The sequence below is a fragment of the Cryobacterium sp. SO2 genome (assembly GCF_026151165.2).
Classification (GTDB): Bacteria; Actinomycetota; Actinomycetes; order Actinomycetales; family Microbacteriaceae; genus Cryobacterium.
This window is the reverse complement of record NZ_CP117849.1, coordinates 2660108-2685248: the sequence shown is the minus strand read 5'-3', so window position 1 is coordinate 2685248 and position 25141 is coordinate 2660108. Positions and strand designations below refer to the sequence as shown.

The window sequence follows — 25141 nt, the reverse complement described above, 5'->3', positions numbered from 1 at the left end:
AACTAGGCCAGTTCGGCCGCCAGGCCGGCGGCGAGGGTGCCGCGGGGGACCACCTCGATGGCGTCCAGGCCCTGCCAGGCGGCGGTGCTCCGCAGCACCCCGGCCAGGCGCGCGGCCGTGTCGGCCGGGGCTCCGGCCTCGGCCCAGCTGGCCTGCACCCGTAGCACCCCGGCCTGGCGGTCGTTCTTGAGGTCGACCCGGCCCACGATGGTGTCGCCCAGCAGCACCGGCAACACGTAGTAACCGAACTGACGCTTCTCCTTGGGCGTGTAGATCTCGATCCGGTAGTGGAAGCCGAACATCCGCTCCGCACGCGCGCGCTCCCAGACCACCGGGTCGAACGGGCTGAGCACTGCAGCAACGTCCATCGTGCGCGGCAACCGGGCATCCCGGTGCAGCCAGGCGGCGCCGGGCGCGCCGTTTCGCCCCCAGCCGGGAACCTGCACCGGCAGAAGTTCGCCGCTGTCGACGAGCTCGTCGATGGCGGCGCGGGCAGGCTCGGTGCGCAACCTGAAGTAGTCGGCCAGGTCTTTCACCGTGCCGATGCCGTGTGCCCGGGCGGACTGGGCGATCAACGCGCGGTGGGCGTCGGCGGCGGAGACCTGCCGGTTCAGCAGGTCGGAGCCGAAGACCTGCTCGGGCAGCGCATAGACCCGCTCGAACCGCTCCCGGCCGCCGCTGACCACGTCACCCCAGCGGAACAGGGTCTCCAGGCCGATCTTCACGTCTGACCAGCCCCACCACGGGCCGCTGCGTTTGTTGGCGTCGTGCTCGATGGCGCTGGCGCGCATGGGGCCGTTGGCCGCCAGTTCGTCCCGCAGCCAGGCCAACATGGGGGCGTTGACCTGGGACCAGTGGGCGTCGTCACTCGCGGCCCGGCCCCGGAAGGCCTGCATCCGCCAGCGGAACAGCGGCCAGTCGTCGACCGGGATCAGCGATGCCTCGTGCACCCAGTACTCGGTCAGCCGCGGTTTCGCGCCGGTGCTCAACCGGTCGAGCTGGGCCTTGTCGTACGGGCCGAGCCGGCTGAACGCGGGCACGTAGTGGCTGCGCTCGAACACGTTGACCGAGTCGATCTGCAGCAGTCCCAGCCGCTCCACCAGCGCGCCGAGCTGACGGATGCCCGGAGCAGCGGCGCCGGGCGCCGCAGCCGGCCGGCCGAAGCCCTGGGCGGCGAGCGCGATGCGGCGGGCGAGGGCGGGGGAGAGAGTCTGGACCACGCCTCGACACTACCGATGCGCGGTGACACTCGACGTTCACTCGTCGTTCAACGCCAGGGCGCGTCGGGTCCATCCGCCGCTTCTAGTCTCCTCAGCGACCGGTAACCCAGCACCCTGGCCGGTCATCACCCCGCTCTCATACCGGAGGACCCGTGCTTACCACCCGAACCCTGGCCGCATCCATCGCCGCGACCGCCATCGTCGCCCTCACCCTCACCGGCTGCGCAAGCGGCACCGCCGGCGCTGCCGGCACCGACGGCTCCGTCGACGCCGCCACCGCGACCAGCCTCTCCGCCTTCGGCGACCTGGCCGCCCTCGAGGCCGCCGCGATCGACGAGGGCGCGCTCAACGTCATCGCCCTCCCGCGCGACTGGGCCAACTACGGCGCCGTGCTCGATCTCTTCGCCGAGAAGTACCCGGAGATCACCATCACCGAGGCCGCTCCGGACGGCTCCAGCGCCGAGGAGATCCAGGCCGCAGAGAACCTGGCCGGCCAGGACACCGCCCCGGACGTCTTCGACCTGGGCCTGGCCGTCGCACTGGCGAACACCGACCAGTTCGCTCCCTACCAGGTGGCCACCTGGTCCGACATCCCCGACGCCCTGAAGGAAGAGAGCGGCCTGTACGTGGGCGACTACGGCGGATACATGGCCGTGGGCTACGACCCCGACGCCGTCCCGGCCCCCGAGTCGCTCAGCGACCTGCTCGGCGACGACTACCGCGGCAAGGTCGCCATCAACGGCGACCCCACCCAGGCCGGCGCCGCGTTCGCCGCGGTCGGCATGGCGGCCGTGCAGAACGACGGCTCCGTCGACGACTTCCAGGCGGGCATCGACTTCTTCAGCGACCTCAACGCCGCCGGCAACTTCGTGAAGATCGACCCCACCCCGGCCACCATCGCCTCGGGCGAGACCCCCGTGGTCTTCGACTGGGACTACCTCAACGTGGGCTACGGCACGCAGCTGGACGGTGAGCGCAACTGGGAGGTCGTGGTCTTCCCCGGCACCGGCTACGCCGGCTACTACAACCAGGCGATCAACGCGGATGCGCCGCACCCGGCCGCCGCGCGCCTCTGGCAGGAATTCCTCTACAGCGACGACGCCCAGAACCTGTGGCTCGCCGGCGGTGCCCGCCCGGCTCGCGCAGACGCCATGGCCGACGCCGGAACCATCGACACCGACCTCTTCGACGCCCTGCCCGCCGTGCCGGACACCACAGTGGTGCCCACCGCTGAGCAGAGCGAGGCCGCGGCAACGCTCCTCGGCGAGAAGTGGGCAGCGGCTGTCCAGTAGGTTCCGTGTACCGGCAGCAGCCTTCGGGCTGCTGCCGTTCGCGGTCTACGTGCTGCTCTTCCTCGCGCTGCCGACCCTGATCGCCGTCGGCACCGGATTCGTCGGTGCCGACGGCGGTTTCACCCTCGACACGGTCGCCGCCCTCGGCGACCCCGTGGTGCTCGACGCCTTCGGCAACACGATCTGGTTGTCCGCGCTCACCGCCGTCATCGGCGCTGTCGTGGGCGCCCTGGTCTGCTACGCCCTGCTCGGCGCCCACCCGGAGGGGGCGCTGCGCTCCTCCATCGACTCGGTCAGCAGTGTGCTCGCCCAGTTCGGCGGGGTCATGCTCGCCTTCGCGTTCGTCGCGACCATCGGCGTGCAGGGCCTGATCACGGTTCTGCTGCGTGACACCTTCGGCCTCGACATCTACGCGGACGGCGTGTGGCTCTACGAACTGCCCGGCCTCGTCCTGCCCTACATCTACTTTCAGGTTCCCCTCATGGTGATCACGTTCATGCCGGCCCTCGCGTCGTTGAAGCCCGCCTGGGCCGAGGCCAACGCCACTCTCGGCGGCACCAGCCGCACCTACTGGCTGCGGATCGCGCTGCCGGTGCTCGCACCCTCGTTCCTGGGTAGCCTGCTGCTGCTCTTCGCCAACGCGTTCTCGTCGTATGCGACGGCGGCCACGCTCACCAGCCAGGGCCAGCAGATCGTGCCCCTGCAGATCAGGTCGGCGCTGACCAGCGAGACCATGCTCGGCCGGGAGAACCTGGCCGGGGCGCTGGCGCTGGGCATGATCATCGTGATGGCCATCGTGATGACCGGCTATTCCAGCCTGCAGGGCCGTGCCGCCCGGTGGCAGCGATGAGCGGGGGCGCCGTCGCGCACGCGCCGAGCCGCCTCGTCCGTGGCCTGATTCTCGGTACGGTCGGCCTGGTCTTTCTCGTCCCGCTCATCGCCATGGTCGAATTCACCCTGCGCGCGGGTCTGTCCGGCGGCTACGACCTACACCACTGGAGCGACCTGTTCCAGAGCGGACTCACCGGCGAGTACCGGCCGGTGCTTGTCGCCCTCGGCAACTCGGTGGGCCTGGCCATCGGCACGGTGGCCATCGTGCTCCTGCTGCTGGTTCCCACCATGCTGCTCGTGCACCTGCGCTTCCCCCGGTTGCGACGCACGCTGGAGATCGTCTGCATCCTGCCGATCTCGATCCCCGCCATCGTGCTCGTGGTCGGTCTCGCCCCGGTGTTCTCCGTGGTGGCCCGGCTGGTGGGCAGTGGGGTGTGGACGCTGGCGTTCGCGTACGGCATCACGGTGCTGCCGTTCGCCTACCGGGCGATCCAAGCGAACATCGACGGTGTCGACGTGCGCACGCTGAGCGAAGCGGCCCGCACGCTCGGGGCCGGCTGGGGCAGCGTGCTGCTCCGGGTGCTGGTGCCGAACCTCCGCCGCGGCATCCTGGCCGGCGCGTTCATCGCCGTTGCCGTGGTGCTCGGCGAGTTCACCATCGCGTCACTGCTCAACCGGGTGAACCTGCAGACGGCGCTCGTCGTGGTCAGCAAGAACGACCCGTACACCGCCGTCATCCTCTCGCTCATGGCCCTGGTCGTGGTGTTCCTGCTGCTCATCGCGATCGGCCGGCTCGGCACTGTGCGCCGCCCCGCGCAGGGAACACCCCGCTCCGCGCCCGCCCAGACCCCGATTCCTTCCCCGACTGGAGCCCGATCATGACCCAGACGTCGCCCCCCGGCACCGCAACCGGCACCGCAACCCGAACCGGCGCCGTCGTCCAATTCGCAGCGGTGCAGAAACGGTTCGGCAGCCACCTGGCGCTGAGCGAATTCGACCTGACCCTCGCGGCCGGCGAACTCGTGGCCCTGCTCGGCCCGAGCGGCAGCGGCAAGACCACGGCCCTGCGGGTGCTCGCGGGGTTGGAGAGCACCGACGAGGGCGACATCCTCATCGACGGCGCCGACGTCTCCGGGCTGCCCACCAGCCGCCGCGATATGGGCATGGTGTTCCAGTCCTATTCGCTGTTCCCGCACCTGAGCGCGGGGGCGAACGTGGAGTTCGGCCTGCGCATGCGCCGGGTGCCCGCCGCCGAGCGCCGAGCCCGGGCCGCGGAGGCGCTCGCCCTCGTGGGCCTGGACGCGCACGCGGACAGGTACGCCCATCAGCTCTCCGGCGGCCAGCAACAGCGGGTGGCTCTGGCGCGTGCGCTGGTCACCCGCCCCCGGGTGCTGCTGCTCGACGAACCGCTCTCGGCCCTCGACGCCAAGGTGCGGGTGAGCCTGCGCGAGCAGATCAGGCGCATCCAGACGGAACTGGGCATCACCACCCTGTTCGTCACCCACGACCAGGACGAAGCCCTCGCGGTGGCCGACAGGGTCGCGGTGATGCGGGACGGCCGGATCGAGCAGGTCGGCACCCCCGAGGAGCTCTACACCCGGCCGGCGACGCCGTTCATCGCCGACTTCGTGGGCTTGAGCAACCGACTGCCCGGCGTGGTGCGGCACGGCTTCGCCGACGTGCACGGGGTGACCCTGCCGCTGCTCGATCCGTCGCAGGCGGATGGCCCGGTGCGGGTCTTCGTGCGGCCGGAGGACCTCACCCTGTCATCGGCCGGGCTGCCCGGCGACAGCCTCGCGGGCACGGTGCTGCTCTCCAGCTTCCTCGGCTCGCTGCGTCGCACGACCGTCCTCCTCGAGCAGGGCGGCTCTGTCGTCGTGCAACACGACGTGCGGGAACGACCGCAGGTGGGGGAGAGCGTTGTCGTACGGTTCAGCGGCGCGCCGGTGCCGGTGGAGCAGGCGCTCGCTGCCGGTCTGCTCCCGACGCCGTCCTAGACTGGTTCGGTGAGCACATCCACGGGAAGATCCGGTTTGTTCGGTCGTCGGCGCAGAGCCCCCTCCGGTAGCGGGGCCACGCCGGTCACCGCGGTCATCGCGCCGGTGCCCGCCGAGCCGAACGGCGTGGACGAGAACATCCCGCCCGGCATCCGCCTGGCCGGGGCGTGGGCGTGGCGCCTGCTCGTGATCGCCGCGGCGATCGGGGTGTTCCTGTTCCTGGTGGTGCAGCTGCGCTTCATCGTGATCCCGCTGCTCGTGGCCGTGCTGCTGTCGGCGCTGCTGGTGCCCCTGGTCGGCTTCCTCACCCGGCACCACTGGCCCAAGGGCCTCGCCGTCGCCGCCGCGCTGATCGGCACGCTCGCCGTGGTCGCCGGCCTCGTCACCCTGGCCGTCACCCAGATCGCGGCCGGATCGGTGGGCCTGAGCGGCCGGTTCGCCGCCTCGTACGCGAACCTCAAGGACGTCCTGGCGTCATCGCCCCTGCAGCTGAGCAACGCCGAGATCAACGGCTACCTGAGCCAGGCCGCCACGGCGCTGCAGGCCGACAGCCAGATCTTCATCAGCGGAGCCCTCTCGGTGGGTTCCTCGCTCGGCCACCTGGCCACCGGTGCTCTGCTCACCCTGTTCAGCCTGCTGTTCATCCTCATCGACGGTGCGGGCATCTGGAACTGGATCGTGCGGATCTTCCCCCGGCGGGCCAGGTCGGCCATCGCCGGTGCGGGCCAGGCCGGCTGGACCACCCTGGGCAACTTCGCCAGGGTGCAGATCCTCGTCGCCACGATCGACGCCATCGGCATCGGCGCCGGGGCGGCGATCCTCGGGGTGCCGATGGCGATCCCCATCGGCGTGCTGGTCTTCCTGGGCTCGTTCATCCCGATCGTGGGCGCCGTGGCCACAGGCGCTGTGGCCGTGATCATCGCGCTGATCTTCAACGACTGGTTCGTGGCTCTCCTCATGCTCGCGGTGGTGCTGCTCGTGCAGCAGATCGAGGGTCATGTGCTGCAACCGCTGATCATGGGTACGGCCGTGAAGGTGCATCCGCTCGGCGTCGTTCTCGTCGTGGCGGCCGGCGCCCTGCTGGCCGGCATCCCCGGCGCCCTGTTCGCGGTGCCCGTTGCCGCCGTGCTGAACGTTATGATCAGCTACATCCACAGCGGCGCTTGGCGTGGGGGCGTGCCACAGGCTGGCGCGGCACCCGGCTCCGTACTGTGGCAGACGGTTCCGCAGCGGCCGGGCTTCCGGCAGCCGCGCACAGCCGTTGTTCCCGCACGCGACACCCGAGCACGCGACACCCGAGCACGAGAGACCCGTCCATGACAGACACCCCCACTCCTCTGGCCGAGCTGGCCCTGGCCGGCCCCACCCTGCACGACTTCGAGGCTGCCCGCACCGTGGTCGCGCAGGTGGCCGACGTCACTCCCATGGAGAGCTCCCGCTACCTGTCCACCATTCTGGGCTCGCCGGTGTTCCTCAAGTGCGAGAACCTGCAGCGCACCGGGTCGTACAAGATCCGCGGGGCCTACAACCGGCTGTCCAAGCTCACCGCCGAGGAGAAGTCCCGCGGCGTCGTCGCGGCATCGGCCGGCAACCACGCCCAGGGGGTGGCGTTCGCCGCCCGTGAGCTGGGCATCCAGGCCACCATCTTCATGCCCGTCGGCGTCGCGCTGCCCAAGCTGCAGGCCACCCGCGACTACGGCGCCCAGGTGATCCTGCGCGGCCACACCGTCGCCGAACCGCTGATCGCCGCGGCCGAGTACGCCCGCGAGACCGGCGCGATCCTGATCCCGCCGTTCGACCACCCGGATGTCGTCGCCGGCGCCGGCACCCTCGGGCTGGAGATCCTCGACCAGGTGCCCGACCTCGACACTGTGATCGTGCCTATCGGCGGCGGCGGTCTCACGGCCGGCATGGCGAGCGTGCTCAAGCAGTACGCGGCCACGAACGGCCGGCACATCCGGGTCATCGGCGTGCAGTCCGAGAACGCCGCGGCCTACCCGCCCTCCCTCGCGGCCGGCGAGGCCCTCGCCATCGACATCACGCCCACCATGGCCGACGGCATCGCCGTGGCCAAGCCGGGCCTGCTCAACTTCGAGATCATCCGCGACGCCGTCGACGAGATCGTCACCGTGAGCGAGGACGACATGGCCAGGGCCCTGCTGGTGCTGCTCGAACGCGCCAAGCTCGTCGTGGAGCCGGCCGGCGCCGTCTCGGTGGCGGCCATCCTGGCCGGCAAGATCACCGCGACAGGCAACACTGTGGCGATGCTCTCCGGCGGGAACATCGACCCGCTGCTCATGCAGCGCGTGATCAGCCACGGCCTGGCCGCCTCCGGCCGGTACCTCAAGCTGCGCATCATGCTGCCTGACCGCCCCGGCCAGCTCGCCCGCATCTCCGAGCTCCTCGCCGAGGCCGCGGCGAACGTCATCGAGGTGCTGCACACCCGGCACGGCGTCGGCCTGCAGATCAGCGAGGTCGAGCTCGACATCAGCGTGGAGACACGCGGACCGGAGCACCGCCAGCACGTCGTCGAGACGCTGCGCGCCGCCGGGTACGACCCGCGCACCGACTAGAGCGCGCGGGCGAGAAACCGCCTCTACCCGGTGAAGGTCTCCACCAGGTGGATCTCGACGGCGATCTGCTTGCCGTTGGGGGTCTCGTAGCTCGTCGTCGCGCCCACCTTGAGGCCGATGATGGCTTCACCCAGCGGGCTCTTCTCGCTGTAGACGTCGAGGTCGCTGTCGCCGGCGATCTCGCGGCTGCCGATCAGGAACCGGGTCTCATCGCCGGCGATCGTGGCGGTGATGATGGTGCCAGGCTCGACGATGCCCTTGCTCTCGGGTGCGTGGCCGACCTCGGCGGTGCGCAGCAGCAGGGTCAGCGTGCGGATGCGCGCCTCCATCTTGCCCTGCTCCTCCTTGGCGGCGTGGTAGCCGGCGTTCTCCTTGAGGTCGCCCTCTTCGCGCGCGGACTCGATCTTGTTGGCGATATCGATGCGAGCGACGGTGCTGAGAGTATCCAGCTCCGCAGCGAGGCGGTCGTAGGCCTCCTGGGTCAGCCAGGTGACCGAAGTTTCGGTAGTCATGGTTCTCTCCTTCTCGTGCTGATCGGTGATGCGCCGGCAGATGGTGCGCCGATGGTGCCGCAGGACGCGGCCGTTCGTCGCTGAGACGGCCTGTGGCCGGAAACACCAGGGGCCGGATGCAGCTGAGATACAACTGACGCCCCGACTACTGCCAGGGCGAATACATCAGTCTAGGTCAACCAACAACGGTAAATCAATCCGGTGTTGCTCAGCTCCGTTGTGTGCAGCACCTCGGTGAACGAGCGGGTGTACTCGTCGGACGCGGGCAGGTCGATGACCTTCCAACCCACCACGGTGAAGCTCTCATTGAGAGCCTGCACGGCGCAGCTGGACGCGTTGCCGGTGGGCAGCGACACCTCAAAGGTGACGCTGATGCTGTTGTCGTCGATGATCTGGTGCCGGGTGTCCCTGGCCTCGATCGACGGCGCCGAGCCGTCCAGGCCCGCCCAGACCACCCAGGCGGTGAGGATCAGCGCGAAGACACTCGCGGTGATCCAGAGCACCCGCCGGTCGCGCAGCCGGGTGCCGGGCGTTCGCCCATAGCGATCGTCGAGGTTGCTGCTCACGGGCACTCAGACTCCACACTCACGGTTCAACGATTAGGCTTGACACAAGGTTAGCTGGCATTTCTGAGGAGTTTCATGACGCTGCGACTCTTGGCAGTGCACGCCCATCCCGACGACGAGTCGAGCAAGGGCGCGGCAACATACGCGTATTACCGAAGCCTCGGCGCCGAAGTGCTCGTCGTCAGCTGCACCGGCGGCGAACGCGGCAGCATCCTCAACGAGGACCTCGCGCATCTGGCCATGGCCGAGCGCGACCTGTCCGGCCTCCGCATTCTCGAAATGGCCGCTGCGCAGAAGGCGTTGGGCATCCAGCACCGCTGGCTCGGCTACCAGGATTCCGGCATGCAGGACGACGGTGGAGTGCCGAAGAACTCCTTCGCCGACATCCCGTTGGAGTACTCGGCCGAACCCCTGGTGCACATCATCCGCGAATTCCGCCCGCAGGTGCTCATCACCTACGACGAGAACGGCGGCTACCCGCACCCCGACCATATCCGCTGCCACGAGGTCTCCCTCGAGGCGTACCGCGCGGCGGCCGACGCCGACCGCTACCCGGATGCCGGCCCAGCCTGGCAGATCGACAAGCTGTACTACGACCGCATCTTCAACCTCGAACGCATGGACGCCATGTACCTCGAGCTGAGTGTCTCGGAGCCGGACTCCGAGCTCCTCGAGCCGCTCGCGAGCGCCAGGGAGCGCATGAGCGAGTACCCGAACCTGGCCACAACCCACGTGCCGATCGGCGACTTCCTCGAGGTGCGCGACACGGCCCTCAAGGCGCACGCCAGCCAGGTATCGCCCACCAGCAGCTTCTTCTTCTGGCCCAACGACATGGTGCGCAAGGCCTGGCCGTATGAGGACTTCCAACTCGTCGAATCGAAAGTAGACAGCGACATGCCTGAATCCGACCTCTTCGCCGGCGTCACCGCAGACCGGGACGACTCGTGAGCGCGTTCTTCGTGCCGGTGGCCGGATTCATCCTCGCCAACACCCCGCCGCCCGAGTTCAACCCCGACACCGTGACACCGGGCCCGTGGGGCTTCTTCGCGATCTTCTTCGTCGCGGCGGTCACCCTGTTGCTGGGCATGGACCTGGCCAGGCGCATCCGCCGCACCAACTACCGCGCCGAGATGCAGGAGCGGTTGCAGGCCGAGGTCGCCGAGCGCGACGCAGCGGCCACGAAGCCAGACGAGCGCCAGGCGCCGCTTTAGGGGTAGAGCGGATGGGTCGCGATGATCAGGATCGCGACCCAGTGGCAGAGGAACGCCACCACCGTGAGCGAGTGGAAGATCTCGTGGAAGCCGAACACCCCCGGCACCGGGTTGGGCTTCTTGAGGCCGTAGACGACGGCGCCCACCGAATAGCAGATCCCGCCGACCATGATCAGCGTCATCATCACGGCGTCGGCCTGGAAGAAGTCCACGATGAACATCAGCGCGCCCCAGCCGAGCGCCAGGTAGAGCGGCACGTACAACCAGCGCGGCGCGTTGATCCAGAACACCCGGAAGGCGATCCCCAGGATCGCTCCGCCCCAGACCAACGTCAAGAGCAGCGCTGCCTTGTCCGGCGGCAGGGCCAGCACGGTGATGGGCGTGTACGACCCGGCGATCAGCAGGAAGATGTTGGCGTGGTCGATGCGCTTGAGCATCATCCGGGTGCGCGGCTGCCAGTTGAACCGGTGGTACAGCGCCGAGTTGCCGAACAGGAGCATGGAACTGGCCACGAAGACCGCCGAGCTCCACTTGGCCGCCGGCCCGTCGGCTGCGGCCAGCAGGATGATCCCGGCGACGATGGTGACGGGGAACGTGCCCGCGTGGATCCAGCCGCGCCAGGTGGGCTTTTCGGGGACCGGGTGCTCGATCTCGTCTTCGAGAAGCGGGAGATTCGGGATGTCGTCCGCGGAGGCCATGCTGTCAGGATACGGCAGCCCGACCGGCGGCGCGGCACGAACGCCGGCCGGATTGGGCTAGCGTAACTGTGTGCACATGCGGCAATTGACCCTCGGACGCGGACTCCTCTATCGGGTCTATCAGCGTCGCCTGCGCCGCGGGCTGACCGCGGCGGTCCTGCCGCAACACGTGGCCATGATCATCGACGGCAACCGGCGCTGGGCCCGGCAACTCGGCTACGACTCGGCCGCGCACGGGCACCGCGCCGGCGCCGCCAAGATGCGGGAATTCCTGGAGTGGTGCGACGACCTCGGCATCTCGGTGGTCACTCTGTACCTGCTCTCCGCCGACAACCTCACCCAGCGCCCCACCGACGAGCTCACGGCCCTGTTCGAGATCATCGCCGACCTCGCCGAGGACCTCTCGCACTACCGCGACTGGCGGGTGCAGCAGGTCGGTTCCAAGAAGTGCCTGCCCGGCCCCCTGGAGGGCGCCCTGGGCGCCGCTGAGGCCCGCACGGCCGACAAAACCGGGCTGCACGTCAACCTCGCCGTCGGGTACGGCGGCCGCACCGAGATCACCGACGCCATGCGCAGCATAGTCGCGACGCACCACGCGCACGGCGGCACCCTGGAAGACCTCGCGGAGACCCTCACCCCCGAGCTCATCGGCCAGCACCTCTACACGGGCGGCCAGCCCGACCCCGACCTCGTCATCCGCACCTCGGGGGAGCAGCGCCTGAGCGACTTCATGCTCTGGCAGAGCGCGCACAGCGAGTTCTACTTCGTCGAGGCACTCGGCCCGGACCTGCGCCAGGTCGACTTCCTGCGGGCCCTGCGCGACTTCGCCAAACGGCACCGCAGGTTCGGCGGATGACCCTCGTCTCGCCCGTGGAGACCTACCTCGACGGTTTCACCGAGGAGCCCGGGTACCTCGACTACGGCCGCATCGGGCCCCTCGCCCGGGCGGTCGCGGCCGAAGCGCTCGGCCAGATCGAGATGCTCAGCCGGGCCAGATACGGCAGCCTCGGCCATTTCGGTGAGCAGGACCTGCGGATGCGGGCCGCCGTCGCCGCCGTCACCGGCTTCAGGGCCGACCAGATCGCCGCGCAGCCGAACACCAGCATGGGACTCATGCACGCCATGTTCGGCCTCACCGGTGACGTGCTGCTCTCGCCGGCGGATTTCCCGAGCGTGCCGTTCGCGGCCGTCCGCGCCGCCGAGGCCCTGCACGTGGCCGTTCCGCTCTGGCTGGAAGCCGACGAGACCTCCATGACGGCCGGCTGTGTCACGCCCGGCCAGGTGCGCGACCAGCTCACCGCCACGACAGTGGCCGTGGCCGTGAGCCTGGTCGACTCTCGCACGGGCTTCAAGGTCGACCTGGAGGGCATCCGCCAGGTCATCGGCGATCGCCTGCTCATCGTCGACGCGATCCAGGGCTTCGGCGTGGTGGACGCGGCCTACGACGCGGCCGACGTGGTCGTCTCCGGCGGTCAGAAATGGGTGCGGGCGGGCTGGGGAACCGGGTTCCTCGCCCTGAGCGACCGCGCCGTCGAGCGCCTCACTCCCGTCATGAGCGGCTTCACGGGCACGGCCATGGGCGAACCGTGGGACGACGTGCCGCCGCCGGTGCGCGCCGCAGCCGCCTTCAGGGTGAGCAATGCCGACGGTGTGGCCCAGGCCAGGTTCGCCGCGGCCCTCGAGGAGATCGCGGCCGTGGGGGTGCCGGTCATCGCGGCGGCCGTGAGTGGCAACGCGCAGCGCCTGATCGATCTGGCCGACGAATTCGGTATCCCGGTGAGTTCGTCCCGCGATGTGCGCGAGCGTGCCGGCCTGGTGGTGCTGGAGCCGCCCAGGGAGCGCCTCACGGCGCTCGGCGCCGCCCTGCACAACCACGGCGTCACGGCGACGAGCCGGGGCGGCACCGTGCGGCTGAGCGTGCACGCGCACCTCGCCGAGGAGACCGTCGACATGCTGCGTGGCGCTTTCACCGCGTACGCCGCCGGCACCGCGTACTGAGGCGGCGAAACTGTTAACGTCTGATGACGTTGGGCGTGTCGCTTTTCGCATTGGGCGGCAATCGGCTTACCTTCAACTCATCAGGTACGGCACCTGATCGAGACGGCCACATAAGTACGGCTCGAGAAAAAAGCTTGTGGTCGCTCGCCAACGAATCCGCACCTCAGGGTGCGGGGTGGGAGTGGTTGTGACCGCTAATCGAACCGACTACCTGAACGACGTTGACACACCGTCAGGGGTCGACCAAACCGAGCGCACCTTCGTGCTGGACACCTCGGTTCTCCTGTCCGATCCGAAGGCGATCTTCCGATTCGCCGAGCATGCCGTGGTTCTGCCGGTGGTGGTGATCACCGAACTCGAGTCCAAGCGCAACGACCCCGAGATCGGCTACTTCGCCCGGCAGGCGCTGCGCTATCTCGACGAGCTGCGGGTCAAGCACGAACGGCTCGACTTCGCCATCCCGGTGGGGGACGGCGGCAGCCTGCGCGTCGAGTTGAACCACTCGAACATGTCGGTGCTGCCCTCCGGCCTGCAACTGGGCGACAACGACTCGCGCATCCTGGCGGTGGCCATGAACCTGGCCAACGACGGGCTCGCCGTGACGGTGGTGTCCAAGGACCTGCCGCTGCGGGTGAAGGCCGCGTCGATCGGCCTCGCCGCCGACGAGTACCGGCACGAGCTGGCGGTGGACTCCGGCTGGACCGGCATGGACGAGATCACCCTGAGCGCCGAGCAGGTGAACGACCTCTACGACAAGGAGTCCCTGCAGACCCGCCTGGTGCAGGACATGCCGGTGAACACGGGCCTGGTCATCCACTCCGACCGCGGGTCGGCGCTCGGCCGGGTCACCGGCAGGGGCGAATTGCGGCTGGTGCGCGGCGACCGTGACCTGTTCGGCCTGCACGGCCGGTCGGCCGAGCAACGCCTGGCCATCGACCTGCTGCTCGACCCGGAGATCGGGATCCTGTCGTTGGGAGGTCGAGCGGGAACGGGGAAGTCCGCGCTCGCCCTCTGCGCGGGACTCGAGGCCGTGCTGGAGCGCCAACAGCACCGCAAGATCATGGTGTTCCGGCCGCTCTACGCCGTGGGCGGCCAGGAGCTGGGCTACCTGCCCGGTGACGCACAGGAGAAGATGGGGCCGTGGGGGCAGGCCGTGTTCGACACCCTCGGCGCGCTCGTGAGCGAGAACGTGCTCGAGGAGGTCGTGGAACGGGGCATCCTCGAGGTGCTGCCGCTCACCCACATCCGTGGCCGGAGCCTGCACGACGCGTTCGTGATCGTCGACGAGGCCCAGTCGCTGGAGCGGAACGTTCTGCTCACGGTGCTGAGCCGCATCGGGCAGAACTCCCGGGTGGTGCTCACCCACGATGTGGCCCAGCGCGACAACCTGCGGGTGGGCCGCTTCGACGGGGTCGCGAGTGTGATCGAAACGCTCAAGGGGCACCCGCTGTTCGCCCACATGACGTTGACCCGGTCCGAGCGGAGCGCCATCGCCGCCCTGGTCACGGAAATGTTGGAGGGTAACGAGCTGGCCTAAGGCCACGAAAGCGGCGAAACGGTTGCCTCAGCACAGCTGAAGCAACCGTTTCGCCGCTTTCGCGAGATGGGACTAGCGGGGCGGCCGCGTCATGCTCAGCACGTCGAGCGCCGTGTCGAGCTGCTCGAGGGTGACTTCGCCGCGTTCGACGAAGCCGAGGTCGATGACCGATTCCCGCACGGTGAGGCCCTGGGCCACCGAGTGCTTGGCCACCTTGGCGGCGGCCTCGTAGCCGATCACCCGGTTGAGCGGGGTGACGATCGACGGTGAGGACTCGGCCAGCGCGCGGGCGCGGTCGAGGTTGGCCTCGAGGCCGTCGACGGTCTTGTCGGCCAGCACCCTGGCGCCGTTGGCGAGCAACCGGATCGACTCGAGCAGTGCTGTGCCCATCACCGGGATGGCCACGTTGAGCTCGAACGCGCCGGACGCGCCGGACCAGGCGATGGTGGCGTCGTTGCCGATCACGCGGGAGCAGACCATCAGCACGGCCTCGGGGATGACCGGGTTGACCTTGCCGGGCATGATCGACGAGCCGGGCTGCAGGTCGGGGATGCTCAGCTCGCCGATGCCGGTGTTGGGGCCCGAGCCCATCCAGCGCAGGTCGTTGCAGATCTTGGTGAGGCCGACGGCGATGGTGCGCAGTGCCCCCGAGGCGTCGACGAGGCCGTCGCGGTTGGCCTGGGCCTCGAAGTGGTCGATGGCCTCGGTGATCGGCAGCTCGGTCTCGAGGGTGAGCAGCTCGATCACGAGCTGCGGGAAGCCGGCCGGGGTGTTGATGCCGGTGCCTACAGCTGTACCGCCCAGCGGGACCTCGGCGACGCGGGGGAGCGCTGTGCGCACTCGCTCGATGCCCAGGCGCATCTGCCGGGCGTACCCGCCGAACTCCTGGCCGAGCGTGACCGGGGTGGCATCCATCAGGTGCGTGCGGCCGGCCTTGACCGCCGTCGCCCACAGCTCGGCCTTGGCCTCGAACGCCACCGCGAGGTGGTCGAGGGCCGGGATGAGGTCGTCGATGAGCGCGCTCGTCACGGCGATGTGCACCGACGTGGGGAAGACGTCGTTGGAGGACTGCGAGGCGTTGACGTGGTCGTTGGGGTGCACGGGGCTGCCGAGGCGCCGGGTGGCCAGGGTCGCGAGCACCTCGTTCATGTTCATGTTCGAGGAGGTGCCGCTGCCGGTCTGGTACACGTCGATCGGGAACTCGGAGTCGTACCGGCCGCTGATGACCTCATCGGCGGCGGCGGCGATGGCGTCGGCGATGTCGGCGTCGAGCACGCCGAGGCGGGCGTTGGCGAGGGCGGCCGACTTCTTGATGCGGGCGAGCGCCGCGATCTGGGCCGACTCGAGCACGGAACCGGAGATCGGGAAGTTCTCCACCGCCCGCTGCGTCTGCGCGCCGTAGAGCGCGGCGGCGGGAACCCGCACCTCGCCCATGGTGTCGTGCTCGATCCGGAAGTCTGTGTCAGCTGAAATGTCCACCACGGTGTGTCATACCTTTCGATTCAATGTGCAAGTGCGTCGAGGTGCAGGTGCGTCGAGCTCGTTGGCGCCTAGACGACGCCGACGACGATGTCGGGGTCGGCGCGGCCCTCGAGGAGCCGGTAATTCGCGCCGACGATAGCCAATGTACCTTCTGCGACGGCCGCGCTGATCATCTCTGAGCGCTGGACGAGCTCGGCCACGGTGTCGCGCAGGTGCTCCCGGCCCACGGCCGATGCGTCCACGTCATCGGGCACGAGCGGGCCCGTCGTCGGGCCACCGACGCGGCGCACTGCCGGCACGATCTTCTCGATGATGTTGTTGATGTGCACGGGGAGCAGGGGAGCGTCGACGGCCTGCGATTCGATGGCGGCCTGCACCGCGCCGCAGCGGTCATGACCGAGCACCAGGATGAGCGGCACCTTGAGTACGGCCACGGCGTACTCGAGCGAACCGAGCACGGAGTCCGAGATCACCTGACCGGCGTTGCGCACGACGAACAGGTCGCCCAGGCCCTTGTCGAAGATGATCTCGGCGGCCAGCCTGGAGTCGCTGCAGCCGAACAGGGCTGCCATCGGGGTCTGCACGAACGCGGTCTCGGCGCGGCGGTCGACGTCCTGGCGGGGATGCTGCGGCGTGCCGTTCACGAATCGCTCATTGCCCGAGGCGAGATCGTTCCACACGCTGGCTGGAGTGAGAATGTCGGTCATGGGGTGGACCCGTCCTGTTCGGTGCTGGACTGTTCGGTGATGTCGTTGGTCAGGGTACCGGCGAGGAGCGCGAGTTCCTCGTCGGGGGCCGTGCCGATGAGCAGGTAGGTGCTGGAGCCGGCCTCGGTGACGAGCGCCGACTCGAAATTACCCTGGTCCTCCGCCGGCGCGGGGTTGCGGTAGACGTCCCACTCCACCCCGTCGATGGTGATGGTGTCGCTGGCGGAGACCTTCTTCAGTTCCTCGGCTAGCCAGGTGGGGTTCGCGTCGACGGCCTGGGTGAGGCCGGTGAACTCGTTCGTGGGGGTGATCAGGCCGATGTACCAGCTGGAGACCCCGTCGCTGCTGCCGCTTCGCCACTCTGCCGCGTTCGCGACCCAGCCGCCCGGCAGGGTGGGGGCGGCCAACGGCACGTCGATACCGGGCTGGGCCTGTTCGGCCACGCTGGCGTAGTCCACATTCCGGGTGAGCGGGGTGTCGCTGCGGGGCACGATGAGAACCAGCACGATGACGGCGCCGACGGTGGCCAGCAACGAGTAGACGAGGTTGTTGATGGTCTTCCGCGACCGGTAGTTGCGGGAGTTCGTGGCCAGCCGGGTGGCACGTTCCTCGGCGGTCTCCGGGCGGCCGAGCTCCGCGACGACGCGCGGCGGGCGGGGGGCGCGACTCATTCCGCCGTGGCCGCGCCGCGCGCGGCGTCCAGGCGCGCCTTCGCGCCGATCAGCCATTCCTCGCAGCGGGTCGCGAGAGCCTCGCCGCGCTCCCAGAGTGCGAGGGACTCCTCGAGTGTCGATGCGCCCTGCTCGAGCACCGAGACCACGCGGATCAGTTCGTCCCTGGCCTGCTCATAGCTGAGAGAGTCGACCGGAGCGGGCGTGGGCGTGGTGGCGGGCGAGGTCATGTCTTCCATTCTATTTCGGCATTCGCGGTCGTTATTTCGAGACTGCGGGCACGGTGCCGACGCCGACGGTGATCAGCAGGTCGGTGCCCGACGGCGCCTGGTCGCTGGTGCGCAGCACGTGGCCGTCCGGCAGCTGCACGATGGCGTAGCCGCGGTCGAGGGTGCCTTGGGGGGAGAGGGCGCGCAACTGGGAGCGCAGTTCAACGACGCTGGAACCCGCACGCTCAAGGGTGCGCTGCACGAGCTCGGCGCCGCGGGCGACGAACCGGGTGAGGTCCTGCGACCGGCTGTCGATGATCCAGTCGGAGCCGGCGAGCACCGGGCGGCTGCGCAACTGGCCGAGCCTGTCGACCTCGGTGGCGAGGATGCCGGTGAGCCGGCCGCTGAGCCTGGCCCTGGCCTGTTGCACCCGGTTGAGCTCGTCGGAGACATCCGGCACCACGCGCTTGGCCGCGTCGGTGGGGGTGGAGGCGCGGAGGTCGGCGACGTCGTCGAGCAGCGGCCGGTCGGCCTCGTGCCCGATGGCACTCACCACCGGGGTGGTGCAGGCGGCGACGGCGCGCACGAGCCCCTCGTCGCTGAAGCCCAGCAGGTTCTGGAAGTCGCCGCCGCCGCGGGCGACGATGATGACGTCCACCTCGGGGTCGGCATCCAGCCGTTGGATGGCCGCGGTCACCTCGCCGACCATGCGGTCGCCCTGCACGGCGGCGTGCACGACGCTGAAGTCCACGGCCGGCCAGCGCAGCTGGGCATTGCGGAGCACGTCTTTCTCGGCGTCCGAATCCTTGCCGGTGACCAGTCCGATGCGGTGCGGCAGGAACGGCAGCGGTCGTTTGCGGGAGACGTCGAAGAGGCCCTCGGCCTTGAGCTGGGCGCGCAGGCGCTCGAGCCGCTCGAGGAGGTCGCCGAGGCCCACGTGGCGCAGCTCGAAGACCTGCATGGTGAGGGTGCCGCCCTTGACCCAGTAATTGGGCTTGACGAGCGCGATCACCCGGTCACCCTGCTTGAAGTCGCCGGTGAGGCGGGCCTTGACCGACGACCAGACCGTGAAACTCACGGTGGCATCCACCGAGAGGTCCTTGAGCTTGCCGTAGACATTGCCGCCGCTGGCGCCCCACTGCACGATCTCGCCCTCGACCCACGCGGTGCCGAGCCGTTCGATGTAGCCGCGGATCTTGTTGGAGAGCACCGCAACGGGCCACGGGGCGTCGACGGTGGGCGGCTCGTCGCCCGCGGCGGGCATCGTGACAGCGTTCATTGGTCTCCTGGATCTGCGCCGACGGGAACTGCCGGCTCGCACGGTTTGTTCAGACGCGCCCGCTTAGACTGGTCTGGTGAGCATCAGTACAGAAAAGCCTGTGATCGGCCTTGGCATGCCCAGAATTCCGAGTCTGCGCAACAGGCTCAAGGATACCCCCGTGGATGGGCTGAAAAAGGTGCTGCTCGCGGCCCCCCGCGGCTACTGCGCCGGCGTCGACCGGGCGGTCATCGCCGTGGAGAAGGCCCTGGAGCTGTACGGCGCGCCCGTCTACGTGCGCAAGCAGATCGTGCACAACACCCACGTGGTGAGCGAGCTCGAGAAGCAGGGCGCCATCTTCGTCGAAGAGGTCGATGAGGTTCCCACTGGGTCGCACATCGTCTTCAGCGCCCATGGCGTGTCGCCGGCCGTGGTGAACGCCGCCGCCGACCGTGGCCTCATGGCCATCGACGCGACCTGCCCGCTGGTCACCAAGGTGCACCGCGAGGCCGTGCGTTTCGCCCGCGACGACTTCGAGATCTTGCTGATCGGCCACGAAGGCCATGAAGAGGTCGAGGGCACTGCCGGTGAGGCGCCGGAGCACACCACTCTCGTGGGAAGCCCGGACGAAGCCGACACCATCGTCGTGCGCGACCCCAACAAGGTCGTCTGGCTGTCGCAGACCACGCTGAGCGTTGACGAGACCATGGAGACCGTGCGCCGCCTGCGCGCCCGGTTCCCCAACTTGCAGGACCCGCCCAGCGACGACATCTGCTACGCCACCCAGAACCGTCAGGTGGCGATCAAGAAGGTCGCCCGCGACTCCGACCTGGTGATCGTGGTGGGCTCGGCGAACTCGTCCAACTCGGTGCGCCTCGTCGAGGTGGCGCTGGAGTACGGCGCGAAGGCCGCCTATCGGGTGGACTACGCCAGCGAGGTCAAGCAGGAGTGGCTCGACGGCGTGAACACCGTCGGTGTCACCAGCGGCGCATCCGTGCCTGAAGAACTCGTCGAGGAGCTGTTGCGCGACCTGGCCGGCGCCGGCTACGGCGACGTGGAGCAGATCAAGACGGCAGAGGAAGACCTGCTCTTCTCGCTGCCCAAGGAGCTGCGCAAAGACCTGCAGGGCAAGACGGATGCGCGTGCGCTCGGCGGCCGGGTCAGCCGGCCCGAGTAGTTCGGGTCCGAGAACCTACGGCTGGCCGAAGTAGTCCAGCAGCGCCGGGTCACCGGCGAGCACAACGGCCATGGCGGCAACCAGGAGCACAAAGGCCACGACGCCGCCGATGAGCGGCACGTAGAACGCGCGCCGGCCGCGGAGCACGAGCAGGATCGACGAGGCCGCGGCGGCCAGCCAGATGACCACCTGGCTGATGCTGCCGGCCGTGATGATCGCGGCGACCGAGTCTGCCGCCGTGTAGGTGCCGAGTTCCGCCTGCGTGTAGAGCATCTGCAGGGCCTCCGGCATGGAGACCAGGATCGAGATGGTCAGGTAGGTGCCCAACAATCCAAGCACCAGCAGGATCGCGGTGATGGGGCGATCCCAGCCCGGTGCAGCCGGGACCGGCCGTTCGGCCGATCCCAGCTGCGCTGGAGCGGAAACCGGGGGAAGAGCGGCAGAGGCCGCAGGAGCCTGTTCGTCCTGCGGCGGTGCCCAGGTCCAGCCTTCCGGAGCCAGCTCGCCGTAGCGGGGCTGGGGGCGGTAGTCCACCGGCGGGGTCGCCGCCGGGGTCTGGTCTGGAACGTTCTCTGCCATCGTCATCCGGTTCGCTTAGCTAGACGTTGTGACTAGCTGTTGGAGTGTCCGGCGGAGCCGAGCTGACGCGTGGCCTGGGCGACGCGGGCGGCCATGGCCGTCTCGGCCACCTTGCCCCAGGCGCGCGGGTCGTAGAGCTTCTTGTTGCCCACTTCACCGTCGACCTTGAGCACGCCGTCGTAGTTCTTCAGCATATAGTCGGCGATGGCGCGGGTGAACGCGTACTGGGTGTCGGTGTCGACGTTCATCTTCACGACGCCGTTCTTCACGGCCTCGGCGATCTCGGCGTCGGTCGAGCCGGAGCCACCGTGGAAGACGAGGTCGAGGGGGAGCGCGGCGGTGCCGTACTTGGCGGCGACGCTGGCCTGGATCTCCGCGAGGAGCTCCGGGCGCAGCTTGACGTTGCCGGGCTTGTAGACGCCGTGCACGTTGCCGAAGGTGAGGGCGGCCATGTAGCGGCCCTGTTCGCCGAGGCCGAGGGCCTCGATCATCTTGACGGTGTCGTCGAAGGTCGTGTAGAGGTTGTCGTTGATGTCACCCTCAACGCCGTCTTCTTCGCCGCCGACGGCGCCGATCTCGACCTCGAGGATGGCGTTGATCGCCTTGGTGCGGGTGATGATGCTCTTGGCGATCTCAAGGTTCTCGTCGAGCGCGATGGCGGAGCCGTCCCACATGTGCGACTGGAAGATCGGGTTGAAGCCGTCGGCGACTGCGGTCTCGGAGGCCGAGATCAGGGGCAGGACGAAGTCGTCGAGCGCACCCTTGGGGCAGTGGTCGGTGTGCAGGGCCACGGTGACGGGGTAGTTGTCAGCAACGGCGTGCGCGAACTTGGCGAAGGCCAGGGCGCCCGCGGCGCGGTTCTTCACGGTGTGGCCGGCGAAGTAGTCTGCGCCTCCGGTGGTCACCTGGATGATGCCGTCGGAGCCGGCTTCGGTCAGGCCCTGGAGTACGGCGTTGATCGACTGCGAGGAGGAAACGTTGAATGCGGGGTACGCGAACCCCTTCGACTTGGCCTTGTTCAGCATTTCGGCGTATTGGTCTGGGGTTGCGATGGGCATTGCTTCTCCTCGAAATCGAGCGGGGTTGTCCGTCAAGTCTAGCGAGGCAGGCTGTGACAGCGCTCTGCCCGCTGCGGGTAGAAGGTCCCGCCCGAGGCCCCCTGGGTAAGCTGGCCCTGTCCCGGCTGAGTTCCGGAACGTCCCTCAGCAACCCACATACGACCTCGAAGGACTACTGCCCATGGTGAATACCGAACACGCTTCTCTCTATCTGCACCCCGACCGCAACCTCGGCATGGAGCTGGTGCGGGCCACCGAAGCCGCCGCCATCCGCGCGGTGCCGTTCATCGGTCGGGGAGACAAGAACGCCGCAGACGGCGCCGCCGTCGACGCGATGCGCAAGTTCCTCGGCACGGTCGATTTCGACGGCGTTGTCGTCATCGGCGAGGGCGAGAAGGACGACGCGCCGATGCTCTACAACGGCGAGCACGTGGGCAGCGGACGCGGCCCCTCCTGCGACATCGCGGTCGACCCGATCGACGGCACCTCGCTCACGGCCAACGGCCGCCAGAACGCCCTGAGCATGATCGCTGTCGCCGACCGCGGCAGCATGTACGACCCGAGCGCGGTCTTCTACATGGACAAGATCGTCACCGGTTGGGAGGGCCACGGTGTTGTGGACCTGCGCCTGCCGATCGGCGAGAACATCCGGGCGCTGGCGAAGGCCAAGGGCAAGGACGTGGCCGACATGACCATTGCCATCCTGGACCGGCCGCGACACGTTGGCCTCATCGACGAGGTTCGCGCCGCGGGTGCCGGCACCAGGCTGATGCTCGACGGCGACGTGGCCGGCGGCATCAACGCTGCACTGTCCGAGACCCGCATCGACATGTGCGTGGGCATCGGCGGAACCCCCGAGGGCATCATCACGGCCTGTGCCCTCAAGGCGCTCGGCGGATTCATCCAGGCCAAGTTGCACCCGAAGGACGACGAAGAGGCCCAGAAGGCCATCGACGCCGGCCACGACCTCGACCGGATCCTGGGCGTGAACGACCTCGTGACCAGTGACAACACCTACTTCGTCGCCACCGGCGTCACCGACGGCCAGCTGGTCGGCGGCGTGCGCAAGATGGGCCCGAAGATCCGCACCGAATCGATCGTGTTGCGCGGCAAGAGCGGCACCATCCGCCGTGTGGTGGCCGAGCACCTCGCGGAGAAGTGGCTCTAGGGGTCTACTCCACCAGGATGCCGAGGTGCGCGGCCAGCAGCGGCGCGAGCAGCGAGAGCTGAGCGTCGTCGATGGTCGCGCCCTTGAGGCCTTCCAGGCTGTGCACGGCCGAGAAGTCGCTCGAGCGCAGATCGACGTCGGTGAGGCGCGCCCCGGCGACGTCGAGGGTGCCGATCCGGCAGTCGCGCAGTTCCAGCCGCTGCACGACGGCGCTGGAGATATCCAGTTCGTCGATGATGCAGTTGCTGATCAGCACGTCGGTCATGCTGGCGTTCCGCAGGTTCACGAAGTCCAGCTTGGAGCCGTCGATCTGCACGCTGCGCAGATTGGCCTCGTACATCTCCACCGAGCCGAGCCTGGAGTGCTCGATGCGCACGTCCCGCCAGCTCGATCGGGGCGCGCTGAACACGGCGGCGTGCAATTCGGTGGCGATGCACTCCGACCAGGAGCTGCCGCGCAGCACCGTGGTGTCGAGGTCCACCGCGTGCAGTTCGCACTCGGTGAAGCTCGTGCCGGTGAAGTCCCGGCCGGAGAAGTCCACCCGGGTGAACCGCTCGCCTTCACGGTCGTCGCCGCGCCCGACCAGGGCGCCGTCGTTGTCGACCAGATTGTCGAGTTCGATCCGGTCGAGCTGGGGTCCGCGCTTCGTGGGGCGGGCCACTAGGAGAGGGGCTCGAGCAGGAACACCGGGATGACCCGGTCGGTCTTCGTCTGGTAGTCGGCGTACGGGGGATAGGCGGCCACGGCGCGCTCCCACCAGATCGCCTTCTCGTCCCCGGTGATCTCCCTGGCCGTCATGTCCTGGCGAACCGGGCCGTCCTGCACCTCGACCAGCGGATGCGCGACGACGTTGGCGTACCAGACCGGGTTCTTCGGGCTGCCGCCGAGGGAGGCGACGGCCACGTAGTTGCCGTCGTGTTCGACGCGCATCAGCGGGGCCTTGCGGGTCTTGCCCGACTTGGCGCCGAGGGTGGTCAGAACGATCACGGGCATCCCGCGCAGGGTCGTGCCCTGGGTGCCGCCGGAGGACTCGTAGAGGTCGACCTGGTCGCGCACCCACTTCTCGGGGCTGGGCTCGTAGTCTCCGTGCAGGGGCATGATCGGCCTATCTCTCTCTCGGGGTGATACGGGGCAGGGTGATGCGCGGATGGCGTGGAGCGTACCGGGGAATGTAACGCCAGAGCAGGCCGGCGCCGACGAGACCCACCAGACCCATCACACCACTGGCCACGGACAACGACACCAGTGCCGTCATTCCGGCGACGGCCAGGGGAGCGGCGGCACTGCCGAAGTCGGCCGTGAACCGCCAGGCGCCCAGGAACGGAGCAGGGCCACTGGAGGGGGCCAGGTCGGCGCCGAGGGTCATCAGCAGTCCGCTGCCGATGCCGTTGGCGAGCGAGAGGAACATCGCCACGGCGATGAACCACTGGGCGTTGGCGGGCAGGTCGTGCGTGAAGGCGAGGGCGATCATCCCCAGGGACAGGCCGATCATCGAGGGGATGGCGGTCCACATCCGGCCGAATCTGTCCATGATCTGGCCGCTGGCGTAGAAGAGGGCGAAGTCGATGCCGCCGGCGATGCCGATGATGAGTGCGGTGTCCGGCTCGTTGATGCCGATGCTCACGGCCCACAACGGCAGCAGCACGGTTCGGGTGGCGCGCATCGCGCCGACGAGCCCGGCGCCGGTGCCCAGGCGCAGCAGCACGTCGCGGTAGCGCCCGATGGTGGCGAACAGGCCCACGGTCTCTGCGGCGGCCAGCTCCTCGCCTGCGGTGCGCACGGGGGTGTCGGCCGCGGCGCCGGGCTGCGCGCTGGCGAAGGTGCTCGACGGGTCGGGCAGCAGCATCAGCACCAGGGCTGCCGCGACGCAGCAGACGATGAACACCCAGAACACCGCCGTGGTGCCGCCGGTGAGGTGGATGACGCCGGCGGCGATGAACGGGCCCACGAACCAGCCCGCCCGGAAGACACCGCCGAGAGTGGACAACGCCCTGGCCCGGTAGGCCACGGGCACATAACTGGTCATGAACGCGTGCCGAGCGAGGGCGAACACGGCGGTCGCCAGGCCGATCAGGAAGATGCCGACGGCGAGCACGATCGGGTTGGGGGCGACGATGCAGACCAGGACGGCAAGGATCGCCACGAGCGAGGCGCCGATCATTGAATTGCGTTCGCCGAACCTGGACACCACCGAGCCGCTGGGGATATCGCCGACCAGTTCGCCGACCATAACCATCGCGGCGATGAAGCCGGCGAAGGCCAGGGACGCACCGAGACCGTCGGCCACCAGGGGGATGAGGGGGATCATGGCGCCCTCGCCGATGGAGAAGAGCATCGTGGGCAGGAACGCCGCGAGAGCCACTCCCCGCAGGCTGAAGGGGCGCTCGGTACTCATCG

27 protein-coding genes are annotated in these 25141 nt (G+C 68.9%); 13 read left to right on the top strand and 14 right to left on the bottom strand.

Annotated elements, in window-relative coordinates:
• Positions 1-2 precede the first annotated feature (2 nt).
• Complete coding sequence (locus BJQ94_RS12575; RefSeq protein WP_265400517.1) at positions 3-1220, bottom strand: crosslink repair DNA glycosylase YcaQ family protein; 1218 nt, start codon at positions 1218-1220, stop codon at positions 3-5.
• A gap of 152 nt (positions 1221-1372) precedes the next feature.
• On the opposite strand from BJQ94_RS12575, the gene BJQ94_RS12570 reads away from it, so the two are divergent.
• Genes BJQ94_RS12570 through ilvA form a run of 6 tightly spaced genes read left to right on the top strand, consistent with a single transcriptional unit; the run spans position 1373 to position 7913 of the window.
• A complete protein-coding gene (locus BJQ94_RS12570; protein WP_265400516.1) occupies positions 1373-2512 on the top strand; it encodes an ABC transporter substrate-binding protein in 1140 nt (379 codons plus the stop codon).
• A complete protein-coding gene (locus tag BJQ94_RS12565; protein WP_265400533.1) occupies positions 2502-3362 on the top strand; it encodes an ABC transporter permease in 861 nt (286 codons plus the stop codon). The genes BJQ94_RS12570 and BJQ94_RS12565 overlap by 11 nt, the downstream gene beginning before the upstream one ends.
• Entirely contained in the window at positions 3359-4225 is an 867-nt protein-coding gene (locus BJQ94_RS12560) for an ABC transporter permease subunit (RefSeq protein WP_265400515.1), read from the top strand. Before BJQ94_RS12565 ends, BJQ94_RS12560 begins: the two co-directional genes overlap by 4 nt.
• Positions 4222-5340, top strand: a complete 1119-nt coding sequence (locus BJQ94_RS12555) for an ABC transporter ATP-binding protein (RefSeq protein ID WP_265400514.1) — start codon at positions 4222-4224, stop codon at positions 5338-5340. Before BJQ94_RS12560 ends, BJQ94_RS12555 begins: the two co-directional genes overlap by 4 nt.
• Before the next feature lie 9 nt (positions 5341-5349).
• Positions 5350-6660 (top strand): AI-2E family transporter, encoded by a 1311-nt coding sequence (locus BJQ94_RS12550; RefSeq protein WP_265400513.1) that lies wholly within the window; start codon positions 5350-5352, stop codon positions 6658-6660.
• Positions 6657-7913 carry a threonine ammonia-lyase gene (ilvA, locus tag BJQ94_RS12545; RefSeq protein ID WP_265400512.1) on the top strand — a complete coding sequence of 419 codons (1257 nt, stop codon included), beginning with the start codon at positions 6657-6659 and terminating at the stop codon, positions 7911-7913. Before BJQ94_RS12550 ends, ilvA begins: the two co-directional genes overlap by 4 nt.
• Before the next feature lie 23 nt (positions 7914-7936).
• Here ilvA and greA read toward each other — a convergent pair whose 3' ends face one another.
• Positions 7937-8425, bottom strand: coding sequence for a transcription elongation factor GreA (gene greA, locus BJQ94_RS12540; protein ID WP_265400511.1), 489 nt, complete (start codon positions 8423-8425; stop codon positions 7937-7939).
• A gap of 170 nt (positions 8426-8595) precedes the next feature.
• Positions 8596-8991, bottom strand: coding sequence for a DUF4307 domain-containing protein (locus BJQ94_RS12535; protein ID WP_265400510.1), 396 nt, complete (start codon positions 8989-8991; stop codon positions 8596-8598).
• A gap of 75 nt (positions 8992-9066) precedes the next feature.
• Between BJQ94_RS12535 and mca the strand changes: the two genes are divergently transcribed.
• Both mca and BJQ94_RS12525 read left to right on the top strand, forming a co-directional pair.
• Positions 9067-9939: a mycothiol conjugate amidase Mca gene (gene mca, locus BJQ94_RS12530; RefSeq protein ID WP_265400509.1), complete on the top strand. Its 873-nt coding sequence runs from the start codon at positions 9067-9069 to the stop codon at positions 9937-9939.
• The gene (locus BJQ94_RS12525) at positions 9936-10202 is read left to right on the top strand and encodes a hypothetical protein (protein ID WP_265400508.1); all 267 of its coding nucleotides are present in this window, start codon (positions 9936-9938) and stop codon (positions 10200-10202) included. The genes mca and BJQ94_RS12525 overlap by 4 nt, the downstream gene beginning before the upstream one ends.
• Here BJQ94_RS12525 and BJQ94_RS12520 read toward each other — a convergent pair.
• Entirely contained in the window at positions 10199-10900 is a 702-nt protein-coding gene (locus tag BJQ94_RS12520; RefSeq protein WP_265400507.1) for a hemolysin III family protein, read from the bottom strand. The genes BJQ94_RS12525 and BJQ94_RS12520 overlap by 4 nt on opposite strands.
• A 76-nt stretch (positions 10901-10976) precedes the next feature.
• On the opposite strand from BJQ94_RS12520, the gene BJQ94_RS12515 reads away from it, so the two are divergent.
• From BJQ94_RS12515 to BJQ94_RS12505, 3 genes are all read left to right on the top strand, one after another.
• Positions 10977-11756, top strand: coding sequence for an isoprenyl transferase (locus BJQ94_RS12515; protein ID WP_265400506.1), 780 nt, complete (start codon positions 10977-10979; stop codon positions 11754-11756).
• Positions 11753-12898, top strand: coding sequence for an aminotransferase class V-fold PLP-dependent enzyme (locus tag BJQ94_RS12510; RefSeq protein ID WP_265400505.1), 1146 nt, complete (start codon positions 11753-11755; stop codon positions 12896-12898). The genes BJQ94_RS12515 and BJQ94_RS12510 overlap by 4 nt, the downstream gene beginning before the upstream one ends.
• A 211-nt stretch (positions 12899-13109) precedes the next feature.
• A complete protein-coding gene (locus tag BJQ94_RS12505) occupies positions 13110-14435 on the top strand; it encodes a PhoH family protein (RefSeq protein ID WP_265400532.1) in 1326 nt (441 codons plus the stop codon).
• Between the two features lie 72 nt (positions 14436-14507).
• On the opposite strand, the gene BJQ94_RS12500 is transcribed toward BJQ94_RS12505, so the two are convergent.
• The 5 genes from BJQ94_RS12500 to xseA form a co-directional block, all read right to left on the bottom strand.
• A complete protein-coding gene (locus BJQ94_RS12500; RefSeq protein WP_265400504.1) occupies positions 14508-15917 on the bottom strand; it encodes a class II fumarate hydratase in 1410 nt (469 codons plus the stop codon).
• A gap of 68 nt (positions 15918-15985) precedes the next feature.
• Complete coding sequence (locus BJQ94_RS12495; protein WP_265400503.1) at positions 15986-16624, bottom strand: carbonic anhydrase; 639 nt, start codon at positions 16622-16624, stop codon at positions 15986-15988.
• Positions 16621-17295 carry a DUF4245 domain-containing protein gene (locus tag BJQ94_RS12490; protein ID WP_265400502.1) on the bottom strand — a complete coding sequence of 225 codons (675 nt, stop codon included), beginning with the start codon at positions 17293-17295 and terminating at the stop codon, positions 16621-16623. The genes BJQ94_RS12495 and BJQ94_RS12490 overlap by 4 nt, the downstream gene beginning before the upstream one ends.
• Positions 17292-17525 (bottom strand): exodeoxyribonuclease VII small subunit, encoded by a 234-nt coding sequence (locus BJQ94_RS12485; RefSeq protein WP_265400501.1) that lies wholly within the window; start codon positions 17523-17525, stop codon positions 17292-17294. Before BJQ94_RS12485 ends, BJQ94_RS12490 begins: the two co-directional genes overlap by 4 nt.
• Positions 17526-17556: 31 nt before the next feature.
• On the bottom strand, positions 17557-18783 hold the full coding sequence (gene xseA, locus BJQ94_RS12480; protein ID WP_265400500.1) for an exodeoxyribonuclease VII large subunit: 1227 nt from the start codon (positions 18781-18783) through the stop codon (positions 17557-17559).
• Positions 18784-18898: 115 nt separating this feature from the next.
• Between xseA and BJQ94_RS12475 the strand changes: the two genes are divergently transcribed.
• Positions 18899-19939 (top strand): 4-hydroxy-3-methylbut-2-enyl diphosphate reductase, encoded by a 1041-nt coding sequence (locus BJQ94_RS12475; RefSeq protein WP_265400531.1) that lies wholly within the window; start codon positions 18899-18901, stop codon positions 19937-19939.
• Between the two features lie 15 nt (positions 19940-19954).
• Here BJQ94_RS12475 and BJQ94_RS12470 read toward each other — a convergent pair whose 3' ends face one another.
• Together BJQ94_RS12470 and fbaA are read right to left on the bottom strand one after the other, a co-directional pair.
• Positions 19955-20524 carry a DUF6264 family protein gene (locus BJQ94_RS12470; protein ID WP_265400499.1) on the bottom strand — a complete coding sequence of 190 codons (570 nt, stop codon included), beginning with the start codon at positions 20522-20524 and terminating at the stop codon, positions 19955-19957.
• A gap of 26 nt (positions 20525-20550) precedes the next feature.
• Positions 20551-21576 carry a class II fructose-bisphosphate aldolase gene (gene fbaA / locus BJQ94_RS12465; protein ID WP_265400498.1) on the bottom strand — a complete coding sequence of 342 codons (1026 nt, stop codon included), beginning with the start codon at positions 21574-21576 and terminating at the stop codon, positions 20551-20553.
• Between the two features lie 181 nt (positions 21577-21757).
• On the opposite strand from fbaA, the gene glpX reads away from it, so the two are divergent.
• On the top strand, positions 21758-22744 hold the full coding sequence (glpX, locus tag BJQ94_RS12460; protein WP_265400497.1) for a class II fructose-bisphosphatase: 987 nt from the start codon (positions 21758-21760) through the stop codon (positions 22742-22744).
• Between the two features lie 4 nt (positions 22745-22748).
• Here the strand turns inward: glpX and BJQ94_RS12455 are convergent, their stop codons facing one another.
• The 3 genes from BJQ94_RS12455 to BJQ94_RS12445 are packed head-to-tail and all read right to left on the bottom strand — an operon-like array spanning position 22749 to position 25139.
• Positions 22749-23405 (bottom strand): pentapeptide repeat-containing protein, encoded by a 657-nt coding sequence (locus tag BJQ94_RS12455; protein ID WP_265400496.1) that lies wholly within the window; start codon positions 23403-23405, stop codon positions 22749-22751.
• Positions 23405-23842: a nitroreductase family deazaflavin-dependent oxidoreductase gene (locus tag BJQ94_RS12450; protein WP_265400495.1), complete on the bottom strand. Its 438-nt coding sequence runs from the start codon at positions 23840-23842 to the stop codon at positions 23405-23407. The genes BJQ94_RS12455 and BJQ94_RS12450 overlap by 1 nt, the downstream gene beginning before the upstream one ends.
• Positions 23843-23849: 7 nt before the next feature.
• Positions 23850-25139: an MFS transporter gene (locus tag BJQ94_RS12445; RefSeq protein ID WP_265400494.1), complete on the bottom strand. Its 1290-nt coding sequence runs from the start codon at positions 25137-25139 to the stop codon at positions 23850-23852.
• Positions 25140-25141: the final 2 nt, after the last annotated feature.